This window comes from Flavobacterium sp. XS2P24, assembly GCF_030010285.1.
Taxonomy (GTDB): domain Bacteria; phylum Bacteroidota; class Bacteroidia; order Flavobacteriales; family Flavobacteriaceae; genus Flavobacterium; species Flavobacterium algoritolerans.
Genome location: NZ_JASCRU010000029.1, coordinates 13,490 through 30,044 on the forward strand (window position 1 = coordinate 13,490; position 16,555 = coordinate 30,044).

Annotated in this window: 15 protein-coding genes and 1 pseudogene; 11 read left to right on the forward strand and 5 right to left on the reverse strand. The window is 31.3% G+C overall.

Annotation, left to right across the window (positions count from 1 at the left end):
* The first annotated feature begins 15 nt into the window (after positions 1-15).
* The 5 genes from serC (at position 16) to QLS31_RS14050 (ending at position 3,703) form a co-directional block, all read left to right on the forward strand.
* Complete coding sequence (gene serC, locus QLS31_RS14030) at positions 16-1,086, forward strand: 3-phosphoserine/phosphohydroxythreonine transaminase (protein WP_282744370.1); 1,071 nt, start codon at positions 16-18, stop codon at positions 1,084-1,086.
* Between the two features lie 122 nt (positions 1,087-1,208).
* A complete protein-coding gene (locus QLS31_RS14035; protein WP_282744371.1) occupies positions 1,209-2,159 on the forward strand; it encodes a D-2-hydroxyacid dehydrogenase in 951 nt (316 codons plus the stop codon).
* Positions 2,160-2,255: 96 nt separating this feature from the next.
* Entirely contained in the window at positions 2,256-2,819 is a 564-nt protein-coding gene (locus QLS31_RS14040) for a DUF937 domain-containing protein (protein ID WP_282744372.1), read from the forward strand.
* Positions 2,820-2,933: 114 nt separating this feature from the next.
* A complete protein-coding gene (locus tag QLS31_RS14045) occupies positions 2,934-3,368 on the forward strand; it encodes a DUF6146 family protein (protein ID WP_282744373.1) in 435 nt (144 codons plus the stop codon).
* Between the two features lie 32 nt (positions 3,369-3,400).
* On the forward strand, positions 3,401-3,703 hold the full coding sequence (locus tag QLS31_RS14050) for a DUF6787 family protein (protein ID WP_282744374.1): 303 nt from the start codon (positions 3,401-3,403) through the stop codon (positions 3,701-3,703).
* 13 nt (positions 3,704-3,716) lie between these two features.
* On the opposite strand, the gene QLS31_RS14055 is transcribed toward QLS31_RS14050, so the two are convergent.
* Together QLS31_RS14055 and msrA are read right to left on the reverse strand one after the other, a co-directional pair.
* Positions 3,717-4,016, reverse strand: coding sequence for a hypothetical protein (locus QLS31_RS14055; RefSeq protein WP_282744375.1), 300 nt, complete (start codon positions 4,014-4,016; stop codon positions 3,717-3,719).
* A 42-nt stretch (positions 4,017-4,058) separates the two neighbouring features.
* Positions 4,059-4,607, reverse strand: coding sequence for a peptide-methionine (S)-S-oxide reductase MsrA (msrA, locus tag QLS31_RS14060; protein ID WP_282744394.1), 549 nt, complete (start codon positions 4,605-4,607; stop codon positions 4,059-4,061).
* A 245-nt stretch (positions 4,608-4,852) separates the two neighbouring features.
* On the opposite strand from msrA, the gene QLS31_RS14065 reads away from it, so the two are divergent.
* The 3 genes and pseudogenes from QLS31_RS14065 to QLS31_RS14075 all read left to right on the forward strand — a co-directional run.
* On the forward strand, positions 4,853-5,515 hold the full coding sequence (locus QLS31_RS14065; RefSeq protein ID WP_282744376.1) for an ABC transporter ATP-binding protein: 663 nt from the start codon (positions 4,853-4,855) through the stop codon (positions 5,513-5,515).
* Between the two features lie 5 nt (positions 5,516-5,520).
* Positions 5,521-7,203 carry a hypothetical protein gene (locus QLS31_RS14070; RefSeq protein ID WP_282744377.1) on the forward strand — a complete coding sequence of 561 codons (1,683 nt, stop codon included), beginning with the start codon at positions 5,521-5,523 and terminating at the stop codon, positions 7,201-7,203.
* Positions 7,196-7,702 (forward strand): annotated as a pseudogene (locus QLS31_RS14075) (DUF2400 domain-containing protein); the annotation flags it as partial. The gene QLS31_RS14070 and the pseudogene QLS31_RS14075, both read left to right, overlap by 8 nt.
* Positions 7,703-7,726: 24 nt before the next feature.
* Here QLS31_RS14075 and QLS31_RS14080 read toward each other — a convergent pair.
* The 3 genes from QLS31_RS14080 to QLS31_RS14090 form a co-directional block, all read right to left on the reverse strand.
* Positions 7,727-9,478 (reverse strand): recombinase family protein, encoded by a 1,752-nt coding sequence (locus QLS31_RS14080; RefSeq protein WP_282744378.1) that lies wholly within the window; start codon positions 9,476-9,478, stop codon positions 7,727-7,729.
* Between the two features lie 121 nt (positions 9,479-9,599).
* Positions 9,600-10,439: a hypothetical protein gene (locus tag QLS31_RS14085; protein WP_282744379.1), complete on the reverse strand. Its 840-nt coding sequence runs from the start codon at positions 10,437-10,439 to the stop codon at positions 9,600-9,602.
* 828 nt (positions 10,440-11,267) lie between these two features.
* Positions 11,268-11,546, reverse strand: coding sequence for a helix-turn-helix domain-containing protein (locus QLS31_RS14090; protein WP_282744381.1), 279 nt, complete (start codon positions 11,544-11,546; stop codon positions 11,268-11,270).
* A gap of 433 nt (positions 11,547-11,979) precedes the next feature.
* On the opposite strand from QLS31_RS14090, the gene QLS31_RS14095 reads away from it, so the two are divergent.
* Genes QLS31_RS14095 through QLS31_RS14105 form a run of 3 tightly spaced genes read left to right on the forward strand, consistent with a single transcriptional unit; the run spans position 11,980 to position 16,555 of the window.
* Complete coding sequence (locus QLS31_RS14095) at positions 11,980-13,707, forward strand: class I SAM-dependent DNA methyltransferase (protein WP_282744382.1); 1,728 nt, start codon at positions 11,980-11,982, stop codon at positions 13,705-13,707.
* The gene (locus QLS31_RS14100; RefSeq protein WP_282744383.1) at positions 13,707-15,008 is read left to right on the forward strand and encodes a restriction endonuclease subunit S; all 1,302 of its coding nucleotides are present in this window, start codon (positions 13,707-13,709) and stop codon (positions 15,006-15,008) included. The genes QLS31_RS14095 and QLS31_RS14100 overlap by 1 nt, the downstream gene beginning before the upstream one ends.
* A 5-nt stretch (positions 15,009-15,013) precedes the next feature.
* Positions 15,014-16,555 carry an AAA family ATPase gene (locus QLS31_RS14105; RefSeq protein WP_282744384.1) on the forward strand — a complete coding sequence of 514 codons (1,542 nt, stop codon included), beginning with the start codon at positions 15,014-15,016 and terminating at the stop codon, positions 16,553-16,555.

Consider the following 16,555-nt stretch of genomic DNA (forward strand, 5'->3'; position numbering starts at 1 on the left):
GACTTAAACTACACCATGAAAAAACACAACTACAGCGCAGGACCTTGTATTTTACCACAAGAAGTTTTCGAAAAATCAGCACAAGCAATTTTAAATTTTAACGATTCTGGGTTATCGCTTTTAGAAATTTCGCATAGAAGCAAAGACTTCGTTGCCGTAATGGACGAAGCAAGAGCAATTGTTATTGAACTTTTAGGCCTTGAAGGCAAAGGCTACAGCGCCTTGTTTCTTGCTGGCGGAGCTAGTTTAGAATTTTTGATGGCTCCTTATAATTTAATGAAAGAAGGCGGAAAAGCAGCTTATCTTGATACTGGAACATGGGCATCAGCTGCTATAAAAGAAGCAAAACTTTTTGGAGATACCGTTGTTGTCGCTTCATCAAAAGAACAAAATTACAATCATATTCCAAAAGGATACACTGTACCTACAGATGCTGATTATTTCCATTGCACGAGTAACAACACTATTTTTGGTACACAAATGAAGGAATTTCCGTCACTTGATATGCCAATTGTATGTGACATGAGTTCTGATATATTTTCAAGAGAATTGGATTTTTCTAAATTTGATTTGATTTATGCAGGAGCACAAAAAAATATGGGTCCAGCAGGAACTACTTTGGTTGTTGTGAAAGAGGAAATTTTAGGCAAAAATGGCAGAATAATCCCAAGCATGTTGGATTATGCTAAACATATCAAAGCAGAAAGTATGTACAATACGCCACCTGTTTTCCCTGTTTACGCATCTTTATTGACCTTACAATGGTTGAAAAACCTTGGAGGTGTTGCTGCAATTGAAAAAATAAATAATGCTAAAGCTGCATTACTTTATGGAGAAATTGACAGAAACCCTTTATTTAAAGGAGCTGCAGCTGTTCAAGACCGTTCAAACATGAATGCTACTTTCTTATTAAATGATGAAGCACATGCTGCGACATTTGATACAATGTGGAAAGCAGCAGGAATATCTGGTTTACCTGGACATCGCTCAGTAGGTGGTTACAGAGCTTCTATGTACAACGCACTTCCATTAGAAAGTGTTCAAGTATTAGTTGATGTAATGCAAGCTTTGGAAAAGGCAATTTAAAAAATTAAAATATTGAATGATTTAAAGATTTAAAAAGTCAATTTTTAATCAATCACAAATTAAACAACACAGATTGAAACTTAAAATCATTTAATTTTTCAATCTTAAAATATAAAATAAAAATGAAAGTATTAGCCAACGATGGAATTTCTAAAAGTGGAATTCTAGCTTTAGAGAAAGGTGGATTTGAAGTTATAACTACAAAAGTAGCTCAAGAACAAGTAGCTAATTTTGTAAACGAAAATAATGTAAGTGTAGTTTTAGTTCGAAGTGCGACTAAAGTTCGTAAAGATATCATCGACGCTTGCCCAGGATTAAAAATTATAGGCCGTGGAGGTGTAGGAATGGATAACATTGATGTGGATTATGCTAAAAGCAAAGGAATTCACGTAATCAATACTCCAGCTTCGTCATCAGAATCAGTGGCAGAATTGGTTTTTGCACATTTATTTTCTGGTGTACGTTTTTTACACGATTCTAACAGAAATATGCCCCTTGAAGGAGATACAAACTTTGAAGGTTTGAAAAAAGCATATGCTAACGGAATCGAATTAAGAGGAAAAACTCTTGGTGTTGTAGGAATTGGCCGTATTGGTCAGGCTACCGCTAAAATGGCATTAGGTTTAGGAATGAAAGTAATTGCTGCTGATATGTTTATTCCACAAGTTGACGTTAAAGTAGAGTTTTTTGACGGTCAATCTATCACAACAACTATCGTTTCTCAATCATTGGAATCCTTGTTCAAAGAATCTGATTTCATCACTTTACACGTTCCCGCTCAAGATGGTTACATCATTGGAGAGAAAGAACTTGCCATTATGAAAGATGGTGTAGGTATTGTAAACTGTGCACGTGGCGGTGTTATTGACGAAGTGGCATTAGTAAAAGCATTAGACAGTGGAAAAGTATTATTTGCAGGATTAGATGTTTTTGAAAATGAACCAACTCCTGAAATGACTATTTTGATGAATCATAAAATCTCGTTGACTCCTCATATTGGAGCCGCAACAGGAGAAGCTCAAGATAGAATTGGTACTGAATTAGCTGCACAAATTATTAGTATATTAGGCTAGTATTTTTTGACTAAATAAATAAAAAGAGATTTATTAACTTTGTTTAATAAATCTCTTTTTTCATTAAATTTGATTTCTAATCAAAAAATACTTTCCATGTTTGAACAATTAACACAATTAGCACAACAGTTTGGAGTAGAATCAGTTGTTAAAAACCAAGCGATTCCAAACGAACAAAATGAAGCAGTTATGACCGAGGCAAGTAGTTCTATTTTTTCAGGATTACAAAAAATAGTTTCAGAAGGCGGAGCAGATCAACTTGCTGGTTTATTTCAAGGAAATAATGCACAAGACAGTTCAAATCCTGTAGTACAAAAACTCACCGAACAACTTACAGGAAGCTTAGGCGAAAAATTTGGTGTCAATAGTGAAACTGCCTCTAGTGTTGCAGGAAGTTTAATTCCTCAAATTTTAGGATCTTTAATCAATAAAGCTAAAGATCCAAATGACAGTAGCTTTCAAATTTCTGATATTATTGGAGCTATTTCTGGTAATAACACCCAAAATTCAGGCATAATGGAGGCTATATCTAAATATGGAGGTCAATTTGGTTTAGACCAAAATGCAGATGGAAAAGTAGATATAAGTGATGCCATGTCAGTCGTTACAAAAAAAGGTGGTGGAATAGGAAGCATACTAGGCAAACTTTTTGGAAAATAATAAAAGTAAAAATATTTATAAAAAATCATCTACAATTAGTAGGTGATTTTTTTATGTTAAAACGCTATAAACAAATCATTTAATTTTGTAAATTTAATATTCAATTTTCTGATTATGAAAAATAGTGTTTATCTATTAGCAATTATTCTAGTTTCTATTTTTAGTTGTAACACTTCAAAGTCTAATTTTCCAAGTACCGAAAAACCTGTTGTAAATCAAGGCGATACCGTGCGAATTGCCAATGACGAGCTCGAATATGAAGTTATCATTATTGATCCCGGTTTTAGCACATGGCTTAACTCCAGGGCATACCCAAGAGGATATCATTCTCAAAGCTATTTAGAGAATAAAAATCAATTGTATGTCAGCGAGTGGAATAGTCGTGTTATGCAACCTATGCGATACAATCCAAATTTATATGAAATGTCCATCAATTATGATCCAAATATTGATTATGGCTACGAAGTAAATTATCTGATTTACAATTACATGATTTATTTTCAAAATACCTACAAACAAAAACTTTTTGGTTTAGTCCCCATCAGATAATGTTACTATATTTGTAATCATTATAAATAAAAATGAATAAACTAAAACAACGTTGGGGAATTGAATCTAATTTCCAACTCATAATCATATTTATCGTTTTTGCAATTACCGGCTCGGCTTCGGCATGGTTGTCAAAACCGTTTTGTTTTTGGTTGGGAATTACAAAAGAAGACTTAGGATATTGGTTTACACCAGTGCGATTAATTCTGATTTTTCCAATATACCAAGTGCTTTTAGTTCTAATAGGATTTCTTTTTGGGCAGTTCAGTTTCTTTTGGGCATTCGAAAAAAAGATGCTAAAACGCATGGGATTAGGATTTCTTTTTAAAAAATAAAAAAACGCCTCAATTACGAGGCGTTTTTGTTTTTAATCCAATACTTATAAATCCAAGTCAATGTAAACGTTGGAATAAAATCCGAAAAGGGTAAAATTTCTTCCAGAAAAGTAACCACACCTCCTACTCGTCCTATCGTTCCTTTATACATCCAGGTCATTAAAAATCCCGCCAATGGTGCCCAAATCACATCGGAAAACTCACCAACCAACGGAACCGTAAACGATACTAATCCTATTGCATCAAACAGAATTCCTAATATAAGATTTCTTGTTTTATTATTTTCTGTACTAACGGGCACTTGCTCTGTCATACTATTTCAATTTACTAGAAAGTTGTACAAATCCAATGCCAATTATTTTTTTAGCTTGTCTTGATACACTTTTTTCAGCTTCTCAATTTTTGGAGTAATCACATAACTGCAATATCCTTGTGTTTTGTTTTGATTGTAATAATTTTGATGATAATCTTCGGCTTCATAAAATTTAGAAGTGGCAGAAATCTTGGTCATAATTGGTTTACCAAATGTATTCTCGCTAGTCATCAAAGCAATATAATCTTCGGAAAGTTGTTTTTGGGTAGGATTGTGGTAAAAAATCTCACTACGATATTGTGTCCCAATATCATTCCCCTGACGATTTAACGTAGTTGGGTCGTGTGTTGCAAAAAATATTTCCAATAATTCTCCAAAACTTATTTGGCTGGGATCAAAAGTAATTTCAATAGCTTCCGCATGGCCCGTATCTCCATTACAAATATCCTTGTAGGTTGGATTCACCGTATTGCCGCCTATATATCCTGAAACAACTTTTTTTACTCCATTTAATTCTAAAAAAACTGCTTCTGTACACCAAAAACAACCTCCTGCGAAGGTTGCAACTTCCAATCCGTTTTGTATTTCCATATTTTTTATTTCTTTACTTTTTGGCACATTAATTCTATTTTCTTTTGCACAAAATGAAAAAGGCAATAGCGCCAGAAAAATACCAATTATTTTTTTCATCATTACCAATTTAGAATCAAATTTATTCATTAAAACGAACTGATTATTCGATATTAACTAAAGTTTATATTTTGTCAAAGCAAAATATATTGGGATGCATTTAATAATCATTAAAATCTTTGTTTCTTTGTGAAAATAGTTTCAAAATGATACAAGCCAAAAATCTACATAAATATTACGATCAACTACATGTGTTGAAAGGAGTCGATTTACATATTCAAAAAGGAGAAATTGTCTCTATCGTAGGGGCTTCGGGAGCCGGGAAAACGACTCTTTTGCAAATCCTTGGAACTTTAGACAAGCCTACAGTCGAAAATGGAATTGAATTACGCATCAACAATGAAGACATTCTGACTATGAATGACAAAACCTTATCTAAATTCAGAAATTTAAATTTAGGTTTTATTTTTCAATTTCATCAATTATTACCTGAATTTACTGCATTAGAAAATGTTTGCATTCCCGCTTTTATTGCTAATAAATCAAAATCGGAAACGGAGATTGAAGCAAAAAAACTGCTGACTTATCTTGGACTTTCCCATCGAATGAATCACAAACCCAATGAACTTTCTGGCGGAGAACAACAACGTGTAGCGGTTGCAAGAGCTTTAATCAACAAACCGGCAATCATTTTTGCAGATGAACCTTCGGGAAATCTTGACACCGCTTCGGCTGAAAACCTGCATCAATTATTTTTTAAATTGCGTGATGAGTTTGGGCAAACCTTTGTCATTGTGACCCATAATGAAGATTTAGCGAATATGGCCGATAGAAAATTAGTAATGGTTGATGGCTTAATTTCAAATTAGTATTAATGATTATAATAGCATTAAGTTGGGTTGTTCTGTTATTATTTTGCATTCCTACAGGAATCATAGCAAAATCAATATTCAAAATAAACACTACTGATAATTATATCACTATATTTTTGGGCATATTTATGCAATGTTTTGGATTAAGTATATGCAGCTTTTTCTTTAAAATTGGCTGGATTGTTTTTCTTATTAATTTTCTTATTGTCATTGGATTTTCTTTCTGGAAATTACGAGATATAAAAAATAGTTTGAAAGAAATAAAAACGGACTTACTATGGATCTCAACAATTTCAAAACTTATCCTTTCAACAATATTTATTTTTGCATTATTCAAATGTGCGCAATCACCTTTTCTAATTGATAACGAAAGCTATTATGTACAAACCATAAAATGGATTAACGAATATGGATTCGTAAAAGGATTAGCTAATCTTCATATCTATTTAGGACAAACATCACCGTTTCACGTTTTGCAAGCGGGTTTTAATTTTAGTTTCTTTACCGATAGGATCAATGATATAAATGGATTTTTACTATTATTATCCTCCGTTTATTTTATCACTGAATTCGAAAAAAAAAATTCAAGGAACGGAGAAATTCATTGGATCGGATTTATTCTGACATTCAATATTCTTTTTTTTCAATTTATCAATGCACCTTCCCCTGATTTATCAATAATACTGGTGTCCCAAATTCTTTTCTATTATTTTTTAGACAAAGAAGATTCTCTGGATAATTTCAAAATTGTAACACTTTTATATTTATACCTTCTGTTTATAAAAATTACCATTGCTCCTTTTGGATTACTTTTTATTTATTTACATCATTTTGACAAAAAAAGAATTTCGTTTTTATTCATTTTCGGAACATTAATAGCTATTATTTTATTACTAAAAAACGCTATAATCACAGGTTATCCGTTATATCCATTTGATATTTTACCTTTACATACTGATTGGAAAATTCCGGAAGAAGTATTAAAATTCATTTCTGATTACACCAAAAGAGAAGGTTATAGCCAAAACGAATCTTTCTATAATCCTTCATTATCAATCAACTTAAAATCGTGGTTAAATCTTGAAGGTATTAATCGTTTTTTTAATTTTGGGATACTTATTTTATTTGTTTTTGGATTATTTATAATCAAATTTAAGAAGCAAATTAAACACAAAATATTGTTACTAATTCTTGTTTTCCATTTTATAATACTGCTTTTAACTTCGCCACAATTTCGATTTTTCCTGCCAGAATTTGTGTTTTTATCTGTTTTAGCAGTAAGTTCTTTTTTAACATATTTTAAAATGAACACTAATATTATTCGATTATCATTACTTGCTATTATTATTTTTCCTCTTATTTCAATTGAATTTATCAATTATAAAAACCTCACAGCAAACAAACTACACCAGCAAAAAGAACTCTATAGTTGGCATCAAATTTTATTTCCACAAAAAAACTCTAAATACGCCGAAATAGCTTTCGAAAAAATAAATGAAGGTAACTTGAACTATAATTCTCCTCAAGAAAACTTCTTTTTTTATGGCACTGCCAATGGCGATTTGCCTTGCGTGAACAAAGTTCAAATTGATTATTTCAAGCAGTATTATTATATAAAACCGCAGCTACGAACTTCTAATTTAGGCGACGGATTTTATTCCAAACGCATTTCACATAATGAATAAAAAAGAACTCAAATCGTTTCTTGACGAAAAAGTGGTACAGTACAACACACTCGACTTTATCGAAAGTGATCCTGTCCAAATTCCGCATTTGTTTTCACAAAAAGAAGATATCGAAATTGCCGGTTTTCTTAGTGCTACAATAGCCTGGGGAAATCGCAAAATGATTATAAAAAATTCCCATAAAATGATGGATTTAATGGGGAATGCACCTTATGATTTTGTTATGTCACATTCCGAAAATGATTTGGAACGACTAGAAACTTTTGTGCATCGCACTTTTAACGGTCAGGATTTTGCAAGTTTTATCAGAAGTCTAAAAAACATCTATGAAAACCATGATGGATTAGAATCCGTATATGCTAAAAACCAAGAGTTAAAAACCATGCAAAATAGCATCTCGGAATTCAAAAAGACATTCTTCGAAATTCCACATCAATCTAGAACCCAAAAACACATTTCAGACCCTCTGAACAATTCTGCAGCCAAGCGAATAAACATGTAAGTAAGGGTAATTTAGATGGTATTAATCAAATAAAACTAATTCTTTTGGATTTAGGTCAACACTTTCTCCAATCATACCCGAAACAGTAGTATTTCCTTCATAGTCAATTAAGTCTTCTTCATTAAATGGTATGCCTTTGCGTTCGTAATTAGCTTTAAGCATTTCAATGTCTTCAGCAAGTTGTTCCTCATTTAATGCTTTTTCTCGATAATGTGTATGCCAATACCACTTCAAGCCTTTCCAGTCTGTGGTAAATGTAGATTCCTCAGAGTAATTTCTATATTTGATAACTATAAAATAATATCCAAATTTGTTTTGTTTTGAATGATGTATTTTGATGCTCTCAATCAATGAATGCACCAAACGTTTAATTTCATCAAATTGAATATCGTCAGTATAAGTTTCTATCAAAGTTTTGGTTCTTGAGTTTCTGGTCTCATTTTCCATTTCTAAAACTTTTATCTGGAGGTCATCAATTTCTAAATTTAATTTAACCCTTTTTACTTTCGTTGATTTGTAGTCCTCTTTAAAAGTTTCATCATCCTCTAAGTCTGGGTCTCTTAATAATTTTACTAAACGTTCAACTTGTTTCTCCAACTGAACTAACTCTTTCTTCTTACTAATTAGTTTTTCTCTTAGTGGAATTGATAGATTACTCTTTGGAGCATCTATCAATAAATCTTTAAGATTTTTAGTCTTAAATAAGTGTTGAATTATAAAATTCTCTACTTTAGGAAGTGAAATCGCTCTACTGTCTGGACAATCTTTATGTGGTGGTCTCTTACCCTTACATTTATAGGAGTTGTCATTCCCTCTCAGTCTTTTCTTCCCTAGAAATTCATTACCACAGTGACCACAAATAATTAGCCCATTAAGTAAATAATGATATTCTGCTTTCTTACCAACATTTTTAATGTTTTTAGAAAGATTCTCATTTACTTTATCCCACAAATCGTCAGAAATAATTTGGACATTAAGTTTGACTTCAACTCTTCTTTCAACATCATTTTTGTTCCAAATTCGAATGCCTTTATTAATAGGATTCCTTAACATGTCATGAATGACATTGCCTCTCCATTTTACATTACTTTTTTCGAACTCAGTAATTTTCTTGGTGAATTCATTTTTTCTTTTTATTCTCCCTTTAAATCGATTAAATTTTGTTGGAGCTTCTTCTTCATTCAAAATATTTGCAATTGTATATGTGCCAATTCCTTGTAATGACAAATCATACATCTTACGTACATATTGAGCTTCTTCTTCAAAAATCTGATAATCATTATTTTCATCACGTTGATAGCCGTAAGGTTTCATTCCGTGAGTTTTACCTTTAAGAGTTTTATTGTAATTTGCTAGTTTTACTTTTCTTGATGTGATTTTCGCATAATAGGAATTGACTAGAGACATCAATTTTGAATTAAAGACGCTTTCGTCATTGGTCAAATCAAATTCGATTCCATTTGGATGGTATTTGCACTTATGATTTAGACATTCAGCAGAAAACATATCCCATACTATTGAATTTCGCTCAATTCTTGATTGGTCAATACAGTAGATATCAGTTATTGTACCTTTTTTTAAATCAGACATCATATCAGCTAATGATGGTCTGTCTTCAATAGCCAAAGTTCCACTCATTCCTTCATCTACATAAAATCTATGTTCTAAACCTAATTGGATAGCTAACTTCAAACCACCCTGTTGCTGAGTTTCGATTGAATAGTCTGTTCCATCTACTTTATTTTTGGATGTACGACAATAAATTGCAAGCATAAAAAATATTTTTAACAAATATAATTAAATGTTTAATAAGGGTAATTAAGGTAGTTAAATAAAATTTATCTTATTGTAGTTTTATAGATGCAATGATGCCAAACCCTTCCATTACATTTTCTTAATCTTTTGCACTTTCATAATAATCTCCCATCTTAGTTTCTAAATCGGTGCTGAATTTTTTACCATGTTTAATTAATCTCAAAGTCGTCCACTTACTTTTAGCATCCAAATCTAAATTATGCTTTTTAAAAATCTCAGTTTTTAGCCAACTTTTAAAATCAACAAATGCTTTTGAATGATTTTCATTATTACTAGCGTAGGCAAGATTTTCATTATATACACCTTTTAAAAATTTATCAACCTCTTTTTTAATATGTACAATTGGTAGTTCTTTTACCATCATGTCAATAACTAATTCATGAGGCTTTGGATAATTTAATAAATTGTCAATTGACTCCAAATAATCGCTTAAATCATTTTTTATTTCTACTTGAGGCTGAGCAGACTCTTTGGTTACTTCATTAGCAACGACTGAGTTTGGAGCTTTTTCTTCATTTTGAGTTGGTGTGGTTTCTTGAAAATTTTCCTTTTTTTCAATAACCGATTCTTCTACTTTTTTGTCTTTTGAATTGAGATTTCCAAATTCAGAAATAGTATAACTGTAAAGTTTTTTTACTGTTTTTGTGTTCTTTGTGCTTTTGGTTTTTAATTCCGTTTTTCTTAAATAACCATTATCTTCTAGATTATCTATAGCTCTAAAAAAAGTTGGCTTAGTAATACCTAATCTATTGCAATAAAGAGTTTGTGATAAATTGAATTCAGTATCAGAATCAGACAGTATCATGGTCAATAGTCTAAAAGCGGTTGCTGATAGTCTTGTATCCAATAGTATTGAATGGTGTATGGTGGTAAATTTACCACCTTCATTATTTTTACGAATAACTGTTTTGTTTGTCATTATAATTTTATTTCCTCATTGTTATTTTCTCCTCTTGTGTTTGGTGAGGAAAGCTGATGGACATGACCCCATCAGCAACCAAAATAATCAATCATTTAGATTTTAATACATGCTACAAACTAACATCTTTAATCTTACAATAATATTAAACAAGTATAATCAATTTTAAAAAAAAGTCAATCTTATTTAAAACCAATCATATTATTTTTACATTTATTTCATTGAGAGTAGCTCACAAATCTTGATTTTCGTTGAAATATATTTTTATTCACAAAAGTTGGTATGATTTCTTTACCAATTCTTGGTAATGTTTTTATACCATATACTATAATAGTAATATAACTCACTCCGTGAGGTGAGAGTGTGTATATTAAATTATTATGTGTTCTAGTGAGTATCTTCGTTTATACTCCGATACATCACTAACACATAAAGATAAAGGTTAAGAAAAAACATATCAACTAAACTTATTTAAAAACCTAATAACTTTAATACTCAAGAAAAACCTATCTCAACTCAAAAATAAGTTTTTCGGAAGCTAACATCTCAACTTCCCTAGGAAAAGGTGAGCGATTACAGCATCCAATCTCAACTTGAACAAATAGACCCAGCCCATCGTACCTTTTTGCTTCTTAATGGGGTAAAAAACCTCCCTAGTTCCCCCACATGCTCCTGTAAACGTTCTATCACCACATATTCCCAATCATTGATTACCACCCTTCTAAAACCCTTTTCAGTCAATAATCACTTCATAAATATGATACTGTGTTCACACTCCCTATATTTTTTGAATTTGAAATTATTTTACCATCAAAATCAGTCTTTTAATTAGTTAATTCGAATCAAACTTCCCATCAATTCCCCACGTTTATAATAGACTCTATTACCAATACCGCATGCTATTATTTGACCTTTTTTAGTCCAATTATGTAATGTAGTAATATTAATCTTCAACAAATTAGATGCTTCCGCTCTGGTTAATAATTCGTCTGGATTTTCGATAGGTGCATTTTTTACAAATGCTTCTAGTTGTTTGCTTACCACTCTTGTGATTAATTCCTCCAAATCTTTGGGTGCCAAATTATGTAATAGGATTGCGTTTTCCATTTTTTTTTAATTAAAATTATGAATCATTTTTTCGGTATTTCAAATTTCATCTGAATAATTACTCCTTCAAACCGATTATTCATAAAGCTTAAAAAATAAAACAGACACAAAATGCGGAAAACCGTAAGGATGCTATCATTTTATTCTTTAACCTTGCAAAACACATATTACCAAAGTAAATTAGGAATGATGTATTGCTATAAAAGAATGTGACTCTTAAAAAATGATTATTAGCATTGAAATATGGGATTAATGCATCAATGAATACTTTCAATAGTTACAAATAATAGTATGATAAATGGGATATTTTATCTTACTTTTAGCATTCATAAAACAGGCTTATTAGATACCTATAACAATGTTAATCGAGTAGGTAATTAAGAGTCAATGACATTAATTGAACATTAAATACTATTTCAATTCAAAATAATAAATGAAAAACGTTAAAGAATCAGCCAATTTTATTTGGTCTATTGCTGACTTACTAAGAGGTGATTACAAACAAAGTGACTACGGTAAAGTAATACTACCATTAACTGTACTGAGAAGATTGGATTGCGTTTTAGAATCTTCAAAAGAGGATGTTTTAAAAAAACACGAACAATTAAAAAATACTGGAATTGAAGACCTTGATGCATTATTGAACAGGGCTTCTGGATATAAATTTCACAACCGAAGCAATTTTACTTTTGATAAGTTGGTTGCTGACCCAAACAATATTGCTTTAAATCTTAGAAACTACATCAACGGATTCTCTGAAGATGCCAGAGAAATTATTGAGCAATTTGAGTTTGAAAACCAAATTAATAAAATGGATGACAACAATTTATTGTTCATGGTTATCAAACGTTTTCAAGAAATAGACCTACATCCTGACCGCATTTCAAGTATGGAAATGGGATATATGTTTGAAGAATTGATTCGCAAATTTGCTGAGATTTCAAATGAAACCGCTGGAGAGCATTTTACACCTCGTGAAGTAATTAAACTGATGGTAAATATCCTGTTCTTGAACGATAGAGATATTTTGACCAAGAAAGGAATCACCAAAACCATCTATGATTGTTGTGCTGGAACTGGTGGAATGTTATCTGTTGCTGAAGAATACTTAAATGAGTTGAATCCTGATGCACGTCTAGAAGTATTTGGACAAGAATTAAATCCAGAATCCTATGCAATCTGTAAATCAGATTTGTTGATAAAAGGACAAAATGCTTCCAACATCAAGAAAGGAAATTCTATTTCTGAAGACAAATTAGAGAACGAAAAATTTGATTATCTAATTACCAACCCTCCTTTTGGGGTGAAATGGGAAAAATTTGCCAAACCTGTAAAAGCAGAGCATGAACAGTTAGGACATGGTGGACGCTTTGGTGCTGGATTACCTTCTGTGGGTGATGGCTCGTTTTTATTCTTGATGCACCTAATGAGCAAAATGAAACGTCCTGAAGATGGTGGTTCTCGTTTGGCATTGGTATTCAACGGTTCACCACTCTTTTCTGGCTCTCCCAGCAAGACTAAAAACGAAAGCAGTATTCGTCAATGGATTATAGAAAACGACCTCTTAGAAGCGGTAATTGCACTACCTAATCAATTGTTTTACAATACAGGAATATCAACTTATGTATGGGTAATTTCCAACCACAAGCCTAAAGAACGCAAAGGAAAAGTACAACTGATAAATGCCGTTGATTTCTTCAAGAAAATGAGTAAATCATTAGGTAACAAGCGTAACGAAATTACCAAAAAACAAATTGCTGAAATCACCGAAATTTACGGTAGTTTCAAAGCTTCTGAATGTTCTAAGATATTCGACAACAAAAATTTTGGATATGCTAAGGTAACTGTAGAACGACCAGAACGTAATGACAAAGGACAAATAGTAACCGATAAAAAAGGAAACCCGAAAGCCGATTCTTCTTTACGTGATACCGAGAATATTCCGTTGACAATTGATATGCAAGAATACATGCAAAAAGAAGTGTTGCCACACGTTCCTGATGCTTGGATAGACGAAAGTAAAACTAATATTGGTTACGAGGTTAATTTTACTAAATATTTCTATAAATATAAACCTTTACGTTCTTTGGATGATATTCGTAAAGACATTATGGCGATTGAGCAAGAAACAGATGGTTTACTTAAAGAAGTTATTGGATAATGAAAAAGTACGATAACTATAAAGATTCAGGGATTGAATGGATTGGTGAAGTTCCAGAGCATTGGAATATTTTAAGAGGAAAAGAGGTTTTAAGATTCACTAATGGATATCCATTTAATAGTAATTTGTTTTCCAAAGACGAAAACGATGGGATGCCACTTGTAAGAATACGGGATTTAAAATCAGCAAATTTTTCCACATATTATAAAGGTGAAATTATTGATAACGCTATTATTGATAATGAAGATATTATTATTGGAATGGATGGTGATTTTAATATCACTAAATGGAGTAAAGGAAAAGCTTTGCTAAATCAAAGATTATGTAAAATATACGGAATTAATGGATTATCTATTAATTTTTTGTTTTTTTCACTTCCGTACTATCTTCAAATTATTAATGATTTAACATATTATACAACTGTAAAACATTTATCAAATGGAGATTTATTTGAAGAAAAATATCTAGTTCCTCCTTTAAATGAACAAACTTCAATTTCAAACTACCTAGACCACAAAACTTCTCAAATTGACACTTTAATTGCTAAAAAAGAGCAGTTTATTAGTTTATTACAAGAAGAACACACTGCTGTAATCAATCAAGCTGTTACCAAAGGTTTAGACCCACAAGCTAAGATGAAAGATTCTGGGATTGAATGGCTGGGAGAAATTCCTGAACATTGGACAAGCTATAGAATTGATTGGGTAACAGATATTGTTAGAGGTAATACAGGTTTTAAAAAAGATGAATTACTTAAAAATGGAGAATATGTAGCTCTACAATATGGTAAAACATATAAAGTTGATATTGTTGATGATAGTTTTAACTTCTTTGTAAACAGTGAGTTTTTTAAAGAAAGTCAGATTGTTTCAAAAGGTGATACCATTCTAATTTCAACATCTGAGACAGTTGAAGACTTAGGACATACATGTTTCTACAATAATGGAAATATAGGTTTATTGGGTGGAGAGCAAATTTTACTAAAACCTAATCGAAAGGTTTTATACGAAAAGTATCTGTATCAATACGCACGACAATTTCGTTTGGAATTAAAAAAGTATGCTAAGGGCTTAAAAGTATTTAGATTCAGTACTACTGACTTAAAACAAATTTTTATTGCCATTCCTTCAATTGAAGAACAAATTCAAATAGCTGATTTCCTCGACCGTGAAACAATTCGAATAGATAGTTTAATTTCAAAATCCAAACAAGAAATCGAACTATTAAAAGAATACAAAACGGCTTTGATTAGCGAAGTGGTTACGGGTAAGGTGGATGTGAGAAATGTGATTTTAAATTAATCTTTATGATAAAAACCATTCACATTAAAAATTTCAGGTCTATAAAGGAGATTTTACTTGAACCAAACTCACTATGTGCAATCTTAGGGGCAAATAGTGTTGGCAAAACCAATGTTCTTAAAGCAATAGATTTAACTTTAGGTGAAGGTTGGGCTACCAAAGCTAAAGTTGCCAGAGAATTGTTCAACGATACTAGTAAACCTATCGAGATTAAAATTGATTTTAATATTCCGCTACCTCACGAATATTACGGTACAGTATATAGTATCAATTACATTACTCTCTATATGGAAATGTATCCCGAATTTAAATGTGAGGTAAGATTAAAAAGTTACGATGTAGAGCGTGATTTTTTTGTCAATGATGAATTTAAAAGAAAATGTCATTTTATTTATATCCCGTCAAATAGAGATTTAAATGGTCAATTAAGGGTAACAAATTGGACATTATTAGGTAAGCTGATGAAAGAAGTTTATCAGAATTATGTCAATTTTTATAGTGGCAATGAAGAACAATTACGAGAAACATTTAAAGAAATTATGTCAGAACCACGACAATTTCTAGAAGATGATTTTGATGTAGAAAGTTTAACATTTAAAAAATTCTCTGATTCATTCGTGAAAAATTGTTCAAATAACTCTTTAGGTTTAAGCTCTGGCATGAAACCTGAACTTAACATTTATAATTTAAATTGGTTTTATAAAACACTTCAAATAACATTGACGGAAGACCATTCAGATAAAATTTTTGATTCAGAAGAAGTGGGTTCAGGAATGCAGAATTTGATTCTTATATCAATTTTTCAAACCTATGCGGAATTGATGGGAGGAAATGTGATTTTTGGTATTGAAGAACCTGAGATTTATCTTTATCCACAAGCTCAAAGAGCTCTCTATAAAAGTTTTCAAGAAATTTCTAATACGTCTCAAATTTTTTATACATCTCATAATCCAAATTTCATAGATGCATCCCGTGCTTATGAGATTGAGATGTTATGTAAAACAACTGAAGATGGAACTATCAATACACAAAAAAACAAAAATTTTATCAATGCCATTGAAGGAGAAAAGCAAAGGTTTAAAATTTATACACATTTCAACACAGAAAGGAATGAAATATTTTTTGCAAAAAAAGTAGTTCTTGTTGAAGGTGATTCTGATAAAATATTCTATCAAACGTTAGCTGAGTTATATTGGAATTATGATTTAGATAGAAAAGGTGTTTCAATAATAAGTTGTGGTGGAAAAGGAGGTGTTGCCTACTTTACGGGGCTTTGTGTTGCAATGGGAATCACAAACTATTATTCAATTTGGGATGAAGATGAACCGTTGGATAACTCCAAATTATTAAATACAACTAAACTTAAAGGAAAAGGATTAGAGCTTTCTCCAAACTTAGAGGTTTTCTTAAACAATTCACTGGATTTACAATTGAGTAATGATAGTAGTATGAAAGTTAAGCAATCTTACGAAGTAGCAAAAGATAAAATTACTAAAGAGCAATCTGAAGCAATGTTTGAAGGATTGTTAATTTTTTTAGAATTATAA